Source organism: Arcticibacter tournemirensis (genome assembly GCF_006716645.1).
Lineage (GTDB): Bacteria > Bacteroidota > Bacteroidia > Sphingobacteriales > Sphingobacteriaceae > Arcticibacter > Arcticibacter tournemirensis.
On record NZ_VFPL01000001.1, the window covers coordinates 5,040,255 to 5,054,531 of the forward strand.

The following is a 14,277-nucleotide window of genomic DNA, read 5'->3' on the forward strand; positions in this document are numbered from 1 at the left end:
ACTACAGACGCCCAACAAAAGAGATTCCTACCGAAAAGGCGGTTAAGAGAACCGCATTCTGTAGGTCATGTAAACTACCAAATGATATTTAGGGGTTGTCCATACCTGACAGCTTCATTACCTATATAATCACGAAAACCTTTTTCGGCCGAGAAAATCTTGTCGCTTTTCTCCCAGCCAGAATAAAATCTAAAATCAGAAGTTCTTCCGGGAGAGATCTTCATACTAACATAATAGGTATTTTTCACATCCGTTCCTTCGTTAGGCGTTGTGCCCGTCCCGTCACAGAGAGAGGCGGGTGTTAGAATCGCCATACCAAGATGGTCTTTATTTTCCGACTGCAGGTCGTATGTAAACAGCCCCTGTACCCCTCCTCTTGCAACAGGAGTCGACTTTTTACTATTCAGATTAACGATGCCACTCACCAGCCTGGCTCCTGCAGGAGCATTATAAACACTTACTTTGCTTTCGTAGAAATACTGTCCGCCCCAGATACTTATTTCTTCGGTCAGATCAAGGGCAGGAATCGACTCCAAAGCCTTCCAATCCGGATAATGCAACCTGAATATGGCTCTAACCGGTCCATCGGCTATCTTTTCATAAATAACGGGCCCCATATTCTGCCCTCCAAGCCTGATTAACGTATCCTTTTTCCCTGTAAGAGGCATGGACATCGCCAGAGAACCGGCGCCAAGAGACTTGCCTACAGCGAGAATATCCATTCCCCAACCGGCCAGATGGTGATAAGAATCTGAAGGATCCGCTCCTACCGTATCCAGCATCATTTTAGAAGTTGTTTTACCCCAGATATCTTTCGTATTACGTACATCGAAATAAATGCGGAAGCCCACTTTGTCATTCTCCCAGGCCGGACCTTCTGTAAGAAAGGGAGGCAATTTCTGTTGAGAGAAATCGGTATTTGGTTGTCCTGCAGGGACGCTGTCGCGTTCAAGCGCGGGACCAAATGTGGCATCGGTGTTTTTTCTTCTCTGGCGAACGTGTGCACGGACAACGGCCTTCCCCAGCAATCTGCCGGTTACGGAGACATTAAAAACCACCTTCTCGCCGGGCTTAAAAGAATAAAGAAAAGCTGCTTCATCCCACTTTTCATCTTTATCCATATCATCGAACTGAACGACCACAGGCCGGTTTGCACTTTCAATAATGCTGATGTAATTACCTTCGGGAATCTTACCAAGCTTCCTTTCGATCATTTTTCTTGAAAGTACTATAAGTTCATCCGGGCGACAGAAATCAGAGGGATTTGAAACAGATAGCTGCTTTGCTTTTTGTGCAAATAATCCGGCAGAGCTGAAAAGCATTAGTACAAAGAGAGGAAACAGGGGTCTTGTTTTAAATTTCATAGACATCTGGCTATTATGGCGTTTACGACTTCAGGAATACTATCAGGCTTCAAACATAGATAAATTGCTTTTATATGCAAAATACATAAACAGTTTACCGTTCCTTAGCATACAGTTACAAATCAAGCAGGAGAAACATCAGTAGAAAACGGGAAACAACAAAGAATAAGGTGTCCTGAAAAAAGTGTATGTCATCCTCAGATTATTACATAAAGTACTATTGCCTTTTCATTAATATTCCTTCCTGTACTTTTGATTTAAGAGCTTGATAAGCAGAAGGGTTTGATTTCCAATTCAGTTATAAACGATAGTATTAATATCCATGAAAAGAAGATGCATTTTAATTCTTCCGGTTTTTTTTATGTCGAGTTTTGTCTTCGCCCAGAACCGGATCCATCTCAGGAAGTTTAACGATAGTACGGCTCATTCGCCGTTAAAGGCTTTGGTTCCTGATCATTCGGCAGTTAGCAACCGTTCTCCCCTTTTCACCCCAAAGATTATAGACGACATAAGAAGCGGTAAGATAAGTGTAATCAAACCCGCTGTGAAGAATTCTGACGGTAAAATGTCGGAAGCACGACAAAAAACGGGGCAATTAAGTAAACCGATTTCCGCCAACACCCAAACGGACTCATCTTTTTTTAGAAAGATCTATAAATCGGAAATGTTGAAAGCAAAAGCTTTTAAATGGTATAAACCTGAAACAGACAATTAAAAATCAAAAAAATGAAAAAGCATTCTCTGATTTTAATTTGTATTTGTTTAATCTTAACCGGAGTACGGGGGCAATCACCCCGTTTCTTCTATTCTATACAAAGCCCCAATGCATCCGTCTTTAAATCGGGAGTAGAATCTCCGGTAACGCTCGACATTGGAAAGGCAGGCGTGAATATCCCCGTCTACACGCTGGAGGATAAAGACCTGAAACTGGATTTATCACTCAGTTATAATTCAAACGGGGTAAAGCCAGATGTGCATCCGGGCTGGGTAGGGCAAAACTGGAATCTTTCAGCGGGTATGGTCACGAGAAATATCCGTGGTGTACCAGATGAAGCTTACTGGAGGGAGGATTATGTGTTAACCATTGATGGTGACAACACTGGTACTATTGTTATGCCTGTCGGATATTTCTATAACTACGGAACGCTTGCAGGCAGCGACTGGAACTCCAACTCTAAAATTACCGGTCTCGCTAAGGATGGCAGTGAGCCTAACACCTTCTGGAAGGAAGCTGAACCTGACGAGTTTGTTTTTAACTGTGGCAGGTATTCGGGAAAGTTTTACTTAACTCAAAATGGTTATGTGCAAGTGCAAGGGCATCCGGACCTGAAAGTAGATGTCGACATCGTTTATAATATACCATTTGGATTTGATCCTCAAGTGCCTCTTAACCCAAACGATCCGAACTCTTTTACATCAGTACAAGACGACGGAATCTTTTACCGGTATTGCAGGTCTCGTATAGCACGTATTATGGGTTTTCGGATTACAACACCAGATGGTGTTACTTATGAGTATGGAATGTACGGAAAGGACTATGACGAATCAGACACTTTTGACGAAGTAGAGTTCACAGCTGACATTTTTGACCAGTATTACTTCAGTGAAATTTTCACTACATGGTATTTAAAGAAAATCACTTCTCCTGTTACCGGAGCGACTATCAACCTGTTTTACGGGAGAGGATACCCTATTATGCAAGCTGGCAGGAGTTTCTCTTTTTACAAAATGGGAGGAAGTGCAAAAGGTTTTATGGGTTGGCTATTTGGAGGTGTTTCTTCATATACCGAAGAGGCGAAGGAGGAATATGCCGGAAGGTTCATCAGGCCCACTTATCTTAAATATATTGAAACATCAGACTCTCGTATGGATTTTGTCTCAAGTCCATCTACGGAACTGAAATACAATTATGTTCCTATTGTCATGGATATACTGGACCGAAGCCGGTATTACGACCGTGATTATATCGCTCCTGCCCTTTATTCGCGTCTTATGCTGGGTAATCTGTATTACAATCCCAATCTGGAACCCAAAATAATCCGCTATTCAGATGAACGGTTTACTATAATCCGATATGACGGCTATATTGAAGATCTCTATTTCGACCAATTAAAATGGCAAAAACTGGATTATATAGGTCTGAAACCAAAAGGGGCTGCGGAGTATTCTAGGCGCTGGACATTTAACTACTCGAATAGCACGGCTGAGCGACTTCGCCTGTTAGGTATGCAAGACTCGAATATTCCGCAGCCCTATAACTTTAGCTATGACAACTCATCGTCGTTGCCCGGATACAATTCAATGCTGATCGATCACTGGGGATATTTCAATAACAGGTTTGTTCAAGTAAATATTGATAATTTTCAAACACTCATTGATTATAAGGGCCTTCGGGAGCCCGTTGACGCCTATCTCTATTCGGGGATACTTAACAAAGTAACGTACCCTACAGGTGGCTATAAAGAATTTACTTACGAGCCTAATAAATATAAGGCAATTGTTAGTCGTAACTCTGGCGACGGGTCTTTTTATATCACGCCACTAGACTCAGAAAAAAATGGCGGAGGTTTACGTATTAAGCAAATAAGAGAGTCGGGCGGAAATGGATTGCCGGATATCACCACTCTTTACGAATATGGAGACGGACTACTGAATGGCGACGTCCAGTATTACTGGCCAGGATATCAGGGATCTCTTTTTAATGGAAATGTTTATCAATCGGACCGGTTTGTTACAGAATCGCTGATTCCAGCTACGGAAAATACTTCGGGGGGAATTGTGTCATATGAGAAAGTAACGGAAAAGCAGAGTGGGTTGGGCCGAAAAGAATATTACTTTACGGGTTTTAACACGAACCCGGATATTCAGGGTAATAGTATTGATCCGCAAAAGTCAGTGTATTCGCCATTTGGATCGAAAAGCTTTGAACGGGGACTTGTAAAGGAAGTTAGGACATTTGATAATTCGTCGGCTTTGCCTTTAATAAAAGAAAAGTATCTGTACCAACCTAATCCTGGCCTGGCTGCTAATGTTGCAAGAGCAGTGCAATCAAGAGGATTGAGGCTGTTTGGTGGTGATAAAGTTAATGCGATGGAAGGCACTTCTTACGCACACTATTTGTATCCCTATCAGCAGAAAAGCAAACAAACAGATGTCCTCGATAAATCAAGCGGTACTTATCTGACAACATTGGAAGAATACACATATGATAATGATCCTCAGTACAACGACAACCTTTTAAAAGAGGTGAAGGTTACGGCCAGCGATGGCAGTATTGTAACAACGGTAAACAAGCACACCCTCGATTTCACTATCGGTAACCTTGGCACCGCATATACGGAAAGCAGTGGATTGTCGGCTCTTCTGGAGAAACACATCTTAGACAGAGAAATTTCTTCGTATAAATTGATTCAAAAATCAGGATCTACAGCCAATTTAGTAAAGGCTGCTATCTGTAACACTTTTAAAAGACAGCCTAATGGGACACCAGTGGGATATAAATCATATAACTTGGAACTATCCACGCCTGCAAGTTCGTTCTCGCTTGCTTTTAATCAGAGCAGCTATCAGTTAGACGACCGTTTTAAGGAAGTTGCTTATTATAAAGAATATGATAGTTATAACAATCCTGTAGAAATCACTCAAAACACATCCGGCAATGAGGCATACATATGGGGGTACAACGGGCGGTTTGTGGTTGCTGCAGCTAAAAATGCCCCATGGAAAGAGGTGGCTTATACCAGTTTTGAATCTGGAGAAAAGGGTAATTGGAGCTACGCAGGGACAACCACCGAGGATGTAACAGCCCCTACGGGACGAAGGGTGTATAATCTTGGACTCGGGCCTCTGATGCTTACCGGACTGAATAGTGGAAAAACCTATGTATTAACATACTGGATAAAGGGTTCTGCTACTCCAATAATAAGTGCAGGTTCGGAGATACCTGACCGGTCAGGAGCGCTGCATACATTTAGAGGATGGACTCAACTTCGCAGAACCTTCACCGCGGCTACAAGTATTAATATTGATGGCAATATGCTAATAGACGAAGTCCGGCTTTGTCCGGAAGATGCTGCCATGGAGACGTGCACTTATGACCCTCTCGTAGGAATAACAAGTAAAACTAATGATCGGGGAGAAATAACATATTATGAATATGACAGTTCCCAACGACTTAAAACAATCATAGACCAGAACGGCAAACAGATTAAAGCCTATAATTACCACTATCACACACCTTGATTTATATTCGGCAAAGACCAACAGTATAACAAATAGAAATGGCACGAACATATTGCATCAATTTAAAATAAGTTATGAAAGCGTTCTTGATTTTTACCACCTTTTTTATCGGATATTTCACTTCATTTCACTCAGCGAATGCTCAAACCGGGCCCGACAGTGTCCGAATGAAACAGCGCATGCTCAGCAGCACCGAACAGAAACACATTCGGGTCAATTACTATAAAGGCATCCTGAAAGTGGATTCCATTAAGGCAGACCAAGTGAACAAAGTGCAGTCGGATTTTAAAGCATCCGTGAAGGCTCTGGCCTCAGATAAAACGCTCGGTGATGACACCCGAAGAGCGGGGATCCAAAGCCTGATAGCGGAGCGGAACCGGAAGCTAGGCGCCATTTTAAGCCCGGAACAGATGGAAAAGATCATACCGTCCACGGAGCGGCAGGCAGCCAAAGGAATAAAAAAGGATTAACAGAGGATTTTCAAAGAGCTAACCATGAACCAACCTTTAAGATATAAAATCCAGGCAGCCAGATGGATGTTTCTATTGCTCATCCCCTTCCTGCTCATGATCACCAGCGGAGTACTTGCCCAGGACGGGACCGATATGTCCCAAGCAATTAATGCCGGTGTCTTCGGCGATAGAACCTTTCATGATTCCCGGGACAATACCTCAGATCGCTGGACAACCTATTACAACACCTATGATGAATATGACAACAGTGAACAGCGATATGGCCAGCCAAGTCCTGATGTTTGGTACAAGCTGACCGTATCGGGCACGACGGATCTCACTGTATCTCTCTGTGGAAGCTTGCTGGATACCTATGTTCACCTGGTGAACGAAAACGGCAGCGAGATCATAAGCAATGATGACTATTGTGATGGCGCTTCCTGGATTTCGTATTCAATACAAGAGGCCGGCACTTATTATGTGGTAGTAGAGGGTTATAATTACCTTACCGGCCCATATACGCTGGAGATAACCGGCAGCTCATCCACTATTACCCCGCCCAAAGGAACGGTCAATGCTGGCACCTTTGGGTGTGGCAACAACACGTTCTACGATTCACGGAGTAACTCTGATTATAACGGAGTACCCTATGAGGACAATTACAACGCCGATAACAACAGTGAACAGCGGTACGGCCAACCCGGTCCTGATGTTTGGTACAAGCTGACTGTATCCGGTACTACAGATCTCACCGTATCGCTTTGCGAAAGTCTTATGGATACGTATGTCCACCTGGTAGATGGATCCGGCAGTGAGATCATCAGCAATGACGAGTACTGTGGCGGAGCCTCTTATATATCGTATCCCGGGCTGACGCCCGGTACGTATTACGTGGTGGTAGAAGGCTACGGCGAACAAACCGATTACTATTTCCTGGAGATCACCGGCAATGCTTCAGGTAACCTCCCCGAAGGGGCCACCATGTATAATGCGATCAATGCCGGAACTTACAGTAATTCAGGAAATTACACTCATACTTTGAGCAATGCAGATCCCTGCCTGGGCAATGAGATGGGCCAGCCGAACAACGATATCTATTACCGGTTTACCCTAAAGGGCTTGGCAACTGTTACCTTGTCGCAATGCGGCAGTATGTTTGATACCTTCTTATACCTGCTGGACAACAGCGGGAAAGTGATTGCCCAAGACAACGGTTCCCCCGGACCGGAGTGCCCGGGGGAGCACTCCTGGTTTCAGGTGGACCTTTCTGCCGGAACCTATTATGTGGTGTCGGAGGGGTCAGGTAAAGCTACCGGCGATATCACCACGCGTATTACGGTCAATATGACCCCTCAATCACCGGTGATTGCCTACTCCTTTCCATCAGAAGTGATTATAGACAGACCTATATCGGTTAACGTCACCAGCAGCGGGCCCGCAGCAGTTTTCAGCCGAAGTGTCAGTACCTATGCAGGAACCGGATTTTACGGGTATACCAATAGTACTGCCCTGTCTTCCACCTTCTATACCCCTCAGGGGGTAGCATCCGATACATCCGGGAACATTTACGTAGTCGATGAGGGGAGTAATACAATCCGTAAGATCGCCCGCACAGGGATTGTCAGCACGCTGGCGGGAGGAGGCTATTCCAACAATTATGCAGAAGGCACCGGCCGGGCTGCCCGGTTCTTTCAGCCCTCAGCCCTGGTAGTTGATACCATAGGAAATATTATCGTTGCCGACGAAGGAAACCACCGGATCCGGAAGATCAGCCCTATAGGTACCACCAGTCTGCTTGCCGGCAGTGGGGAAATGGGGTTTGCCGACGGTATCGGCAGTTCAGCGCGTTTTAAGTATCCTGCAGGTCTGGCACTCGACACAGCCGGAAACTTATATGTAAGTGATATGGAAAACCATAGAATCCGCAAGATTACCTCCGCAGGAGAGGTAACCACCTTTGCCGGGACGGGGGTGCAGGGGAGCACAGATGGGGCTGCTCTTTCAGCAACCTTTACATATCCTGCGGGCCTGGCATTTGACCGCTACGGGAACCTGTATGTAGCAGAGCAGCGGGGAAACAGGATCCGGAAAATCAGCCACTCCGGAGAGGTGAGCACACTGGCAGGAAGCGGCACCGCAGGCTTTGCAAACGGCACCGGCAAAGCGGCCTCTTTCAACAAGCCTAATGCCATCCTGTGTGATAATACTGGAATGTTGTACGTGTGTGACGAGCTGAACAATATGGTCAGGAGGATCAGCCCTTCAGGAGTAGTAACGACCTTTGCCGGAACGACTATTGCAGGTATTGTTAATGGAACAGGTAATGAGGTGAGAATGAACGCCCCCTTTGGGATCTGCCAGGACAATCAGGGCAATATTTACGTTGGTAACAGAACCGGGAGCGTGGTCCGCAAGATTGAGGTAAATCCAGCCTTCACAATCAGCCCTGCACTTCCCGAAGGTCTTAGCCTGGATCCCGAAACCGGAACGATCGGCGGTACTCCTATAGCAACTTGCCAGGCTACCACCTATACGATTACCGCACGTAACAGCAGCGGAGGAACCGGTAGCACTACTATTACCTTTGCAGTACTTAATGGCGGGCCGAAGCCGAGCCAGGACCAGAACTATATTCTGACGATGACTCCAAGAAAGGCTTTTGACGGAGCTACAGACCTCACAAGCAAAAATGCCGGTGAGGTACAATCTACGATCCTGTATTTCGACGGGTTGGGCAGGCCTCTTCAGACGGTACAGTACGTTGGAAGCCCTGGCAGAGACAAAGATATTGTGATCCCTAATGAATACGATGCCTTCGGGCGGGAGGCAAAGAAATACCTGGGCTATGCCGATGTATCCAATACAGGAAGCTATAAGCCAAACGCCCTGACGTCTTTACCATCCTACTTCAGCGCCCCCGGAGCAGGATCCGGAGTAAGCGCTGTTCCATCCCCCTTTTCAGAGACGCGGTTTGAGCCTTCACCGCTGAACCGGGTGGAAGAACAGGGTGCACCGGGGAACCCCTGGCAGCTAAGCACCAGCGGGATCAGCGGCAGCGGCCATACGGTAAAGATTGAATACGGGACCAATACAGCTTCCGGAGATCGGGCGGTACGGTTATACTACGCCAATGTAGTGACTACCGCAGGTGAAGGATACAAGCGGACATTGAGCAGCACGGGCAACTATGAGGCCAGTCAGCTGTACCTGACCATCACCAAAGATGAGAACTGGACAAGCGGTAAAGCCGGTACAACGGAAGAGTATAAAGACAAACAGGGACAGGTAGTACTTAAACGAACCTGGAAGGATGAAAGCACCCCTTATTCCACCTACTACGTCTATGATGACTTTGGAGACCTGAGCTTCGTACTCCCTCCGGGATCAGAGCCCGACGGGGGCATGGACGACGCCCGCCTGAACAAATACGGCTATCAGTACCGTTACGACGGAAGAAGGCGTCTGATTGAAAAGAAGATCCCGGGAAAGGACGGCTGGGAAAGCATGGTGTACAATAAGATCGATCAGGTAGTTCTAACTCAGGATCCCCGGCAGGCACAGAGCGGCAAATGGAACTTTAGCAAATACGACGGGCTGGGCCGGGTAGTGATGAGCGGGGAGTACCAGAACAGTACCGGCACGCGTACTTCACTTCAGACTACAGCCGATGCCCAGACCGACACCCTGTGGGAAAGGTATACAGGAGGCAGTACAGGAGAAGGCTATACCAACCGGACTTTCCCCACCAGCTACAGCAAACTGCTGAGTGTGAACTATTACGATGACTATACCTTCCCGGGCAGCACTACATTCGGCGCCCTTCCGGTAGCCCGGAGCCGGATGATCAAAAGCCTGCTGACGGGAACAAAGACGAATGTTCTGGGCACAACAACCATGCTCACCAGCCTGACCTTCTATGACGACGACGGCCGGGTGATGCAGGTCAAAAGCCAGAACTACCGGGGAGGAGTGGACAGTGTGCTGACCACCTACACGTTTACCGACCAGCCGGAGACAGTTACCCGCTATCACACTAGTCCCTCAAACAGTGTAACGGTAAAGACCCGCTATCAGTACGATCACATGGGCAGAAAGACCCATACCTGGGAAAGCATCAATAATGCAGCCGAAGTGCTGCTGGCAAAAAACAACTATAATGAAGTCGGCCAACTGTGGAAGAAGGAACTGCATAACGGACTACAGACCACCACCTATACATATAACGAGCGGGGCTGGCTGAGCGGATCTAATTCGACAAAGTTCGACCTGCAGCTGAGGTATAACCAAACAACAAAAGGCGCCCTCCCGCAGTACAACGGGAATATCTCCGAGCAGGAATACACGGGGGACTACAGCGGCCATCGCTGGTTCACTTATCAGTATGACGCGCTGAACCGCTTAGAGAAATCAGTATATAACAACAGTAACCTTCTTGGCGAGCAGCTGGCGTACGACAAGATGGGCAACATCACCAGCCTGACCCGATCAGGATACGGGCCACTGACATATACGTATGACGGCTATGGTCGTTTGGGCAGTGTATCAGGCTTTAAGGCAGGAAGCTATGTTTATGATGCCAACGGCAATGCTTACTCAGACGGTACCCGGGGTGTTACCATTACGTATAACGAGCTGAACCTTCCTTCGCTGGTAAGCGGAACGGGTACAGCCACCTATACGTATGATGCAGCAGGAAACAAACTGCGGTCTGTACAGGGAGGAACGACCAGGGACTATATCGCAGGGATCCAGTATACCAACGGCGAGATCGATTTCATTCAGACCGAAGAAGGCAGGGCAGTACGCAAAAGCGATGGCAGCTACGCCTACGAATACAACCTGAAGGACCATCTGGGCAACACCAGGGTGGTGATAGACGACAACGGCAACAATACCCAGCGGGTGGTACAGGAAGACGAGTATTATGCCTTCGGACTGAATGTTGGAAAATATACACTTGGGAATAAAAATAATTATCTTTACAATGGAAAGGAGAAACAGGATGTCTTAACAGATGAGTATGATTATGGGGCAAGGTTCTATGACCCGGTGATTGGGAGATGGACGACGGTGGATCCGCTAGCGGAAAACCATCATGATTTTAATCCTTACAACTATACTTTAAGTAACCCATTAAGGTATACAGATCCCTTAGGATTAGACACTCTTGGAATTAATAGTACGACACAAATTCACAGGGGAGATCAAGTTGAAATATCTAAAGGTCAATATGTTACAGCTTCTTCTGATGAGATAACCGTATCAGCCTCTGGTCCGAATCACTCAGTAGCTAAGCAAGATAATACAAAATTGACTTCAAATCGAATTACTCCATCTAATGGTGCTGATGGCCTGAGTCCAACTGTAGAGATGTTAGAAAAAATAAATACGCCACTTTCAATAATAAATGAGGTCGACCCCAATAAATTTAAATACTCAAATGCCCTTTCAAACGCTGTTAATGCATATAAGTTAGCTAATAGTCAAAGTGATTTGGACCTTCAGACAGCACTTTTAGAGTTAGCAATGGAAAGGATTATAAATTCAAATACTATTACTACCGGTATTCAATTGGGTGTTGCCTATAGGAATAGTGAAAGTGGAAGGATAATGATAGGAACTAATGCAGCACAGGAGCTAAAATTAAATGAACAACTTTATAATGCCACAGGAAACCGAATGTATCAAAGAAGAGCCGAATTTTACCAAAAAAAGATGTACGAAGAAGCAAGAAAAATACTGGAATCGCGTCAAAATAAATAAGTTTTTTATAATAATAGGTATATTAATTTATTGTTCCTGTTCCAGCAATAATAAAAAAGGCCTTCATAGAGGTAGTAAAAGTAATACAATTGACGGAAAGGAAGTAATAAGTGACGAACAGTATGCGATAGAAAAAGATAAACTATTAACAAGAAAAATGTATTTAGACAGTATAATCCACGTACAGCCATCTGGAAGGGCCTATCATGAAAGGGGAGAGGTGAATTTACTCTTATTAGGACTGGATTCTTCGATTCTCGATTTTAAGCGATCGATCCGATTTAACTATAAAGTAAGTAGGTCAAATAAGATTATATCAGATATTTTTCAACTTAAGGGGATGCCAGATTCTTCGATGTTTTATAAGCTTAAATAAATGCAAATTCTGCTGTTCCATTTAGCTGTTTTATATAGTGCATTTCGCAAGTCGAATTTAACTAAAATGGAATATAACAGTTGGAGTAGATTTGCCGAAGCAATTTTTGAAGCGGCATTGGGGAATTCTCTCTATATCAGGCATTTGTTGCTATTGACAGGGAATAAAGACTATAATCAGTATTTTAAATGGTCTTTAATTGTGTTATTGATTCTGTTTTCTGTTATATGTTATTCTTCTTCAGGAAAAATCAAGCAATTAGTAGTGAAAGTCCAGAAAGATAAGGATGTCTTATTAAAGAAATGGGCTATCTACTTTTACTATATCCTTTCTGTTCTCTTGATTTTTATACTATGAGCCGTAACAGTCACACGCTACCACAGCAGTCCCTCAAACAGTGTAACGGTAAAGACCCGCTATCAGTACGATCACATGGGCAGAAAGACCCATACCTGGGAAAGCATCAATAATGCAACCGAAGTCCTTCTGGCAAAGAATACTTATAACGAAGTCGGCCAGTTGTGGAAGAAGGAGTTGCATAACGGACTCCAGACCACCACCTACACATATAATGAGCGGGGCTGGCTGAGCGGATCCAGTTCTCCGAAGTTCGACCTGAAGCTGAGGTATAACCAAACAACCAAAGGCGCCCTCCCGCAGTACAACGGAAATATCTCCGAACAGGAATACACGGGGGACTACAGCGGCAACCGCTGGTTCACCTACCAGTATGACGCCCTGAACCGCCTGACCACATCAGCATATAACAACAGCAACCTTCTTGGCGAGCAGCTGGCATATGACAAGATGGGGAACATCACCAGTCTGACGCGAGGAAACTACGGAACGCTGGGATATGTTTACGACGGAAACCGTTTAAGCAGTGTATCAGGCTTTAAGGCCGGAAGCTATGGTTACGATGCCAACGGCAATGCCACCACAGACGGCACCAGGGGTGTTACCATTACGTATAACGAGCTGAACCTTCCTTTACAGGTAAGCGGAACGGGTACAGCCGCCTATACCTATGATGCCGCAGGAAACAAACTGCGGTCGGTACAGGGAGGGACTACCAGGGACTATATTGGTGGCATCCAGTATACCAACGGAGTGATCGACTTTATTCAGACCGAAGAAGGCAGGGCAGTGAGGAAAAGCGATGGCAGCTACGCCTACGAATACAACCTGAAGGACCATCTGGGCAACACCAGGGTGGTGATAGACGACAACGGCAACAATACCCAGCGGGTGGTACAGGAAGACGAGTATTATGCCTTCGGATTGAATGTTGGAAGATATACACTCGGGAATAAAAATAATTATCTTTATAACGGAAAGGAGAAACAGGATGTCTTAACAGATGAATATGATTATGGGGCCAGGTTTTATGATCCGGTGATTGGGAGATTTACGACTGTCGATCCTAAGGCAGAGCTATACCGAATGGGATCTACGTACTTGTATGGAGCTAATAATCCGATCCGGTTTATTGATATAAACGGTGAAGGCCCGGGTGATAGAATCAAGGCGGCAAGAAGCATGACCGGAACGCCATATAAACAGGAAACCGGCTCGAACAGAACAGCAAATACACCCGAAGGAAGAAAGTATATGGACTGTTCGGAGTTTGTTTCAAGGGTCTTGGCAGCCGATCAGGTAACGGATGGAGTGAAAGGAATGAATACGAAAGATATTAAGGCTTTTGTAGGCAATAAAGACCAATTCGAACATTCTAATACCCCCGAAGTCGGTGACATTGCACTGTGGGACGGTCATGTAGGTATCGTAACTGCTGTAGACAAAGGGGGTAAGATCAAACTGATACATGCCCGGGGTGCAGGAAAAGACGCAAAGGAGAACCCTTATGCCATACTCCCAAGCCAGTATCGCAACTCGGACTTTTTTGGCTATTACCGGCCAATAGAGGAAACACCCGATGGAAAACTGGATGGAGCGAATATGTCTACAACTACTAAGCCTGCAAAGCCAGAGGAAGACAACAGGATATATAATGGGGGAACGCTTAAGGAGGCGCCTGTTACATCAACAAGAAGAACAGAAGAACAAGGACATAACTAAA

General features: G+C 45.5%; 6 protein-coding genes. 5 read left to right on the forward strand and 1 reads right to left on the reverse strand.

The genetic code is table 11. The features are described 5' to 3' along the window. Positions 1-74: 74 nt before the first annotated feature. Entirely contained in the window at positions 75-1,364 is a 1,290-nt protein-coding gene (locus tag BDE36_RS21080; protein ID WP_235904341.1) for a DUF4861 domain-containing protein, read from the reverse strand. A 322-nt stretch (positions 1,365-1,686) separates the two neighbouring features. Here BDE36_RS21080 and BDE36_RS21085 point away from each other — a divergent pair, with 322 nt between their 5' ends. From BDE36_RS21085 to BDE36_RS21105, 5 genes are all read left to right on the forward strand, one after another. Continuing rightward, positions 1,687-2,079, forward strand: coding sequence for a hypothetical protein (locus BDE36_RS21085; RefSeq protein ID WP_141816386.1), 393 nt, complete (start codon positions 1,687-1,689; stop codon positions 2,077-2,079). An 11-nt stretch (positions 2,080-2,090) separates the two neighbouring features. Beyond that, a complete protein-coding gene (locus BDE36_RS21090; RefSeq protein WP_141816387.1) occupies positions 2,091-5,606 on the forward strand; it encodes a hypothetical protein in 3,516 nt (1,171 codons plus the stop codon). A gap of 74 nt (positions 5,607-5,680) precedes the next feature. After that, positions 5,681-6,076 carry a hypothetical protein gene (locus tag BDE36_RS21095; protein WP_141816388.1) on the forward strand — a complete coding sequence of 132 codons (396 nt, stop codon included), beginning with the start codon at positions 5,681-5,683 and terminating at the stop codon, positions 6,074-6,076. Between the two features lie 24 nt (positions 6,077-6,100). Continuing rightward, positions 6,101-11,821 (forward strand): DUF6443 domain-containing protein, encoded by a 5,721-nt coding sequence (locus tag BDE36_RS21100; RefSeq protein WP_141816389.1) that lies wholly within the window; start codon positions 6,101-6,103, stop codon positions 11,819-11,821. 808 nt (positions 11,822-12,629) lie between these two features. Further along, on the forward strand, positions 12,630-14,276 hold the full coding sequence (locus tag BDE36_RS21105; protein ID WP_141816390.1) for an RHS repeat-associated core domain-containing protein: 1,647 nt from the start codon (positions 12,630-12,632) through the stop codon (positions 14,274-14,276). Position 14,277: the final 1 nt, after the last annotated feature.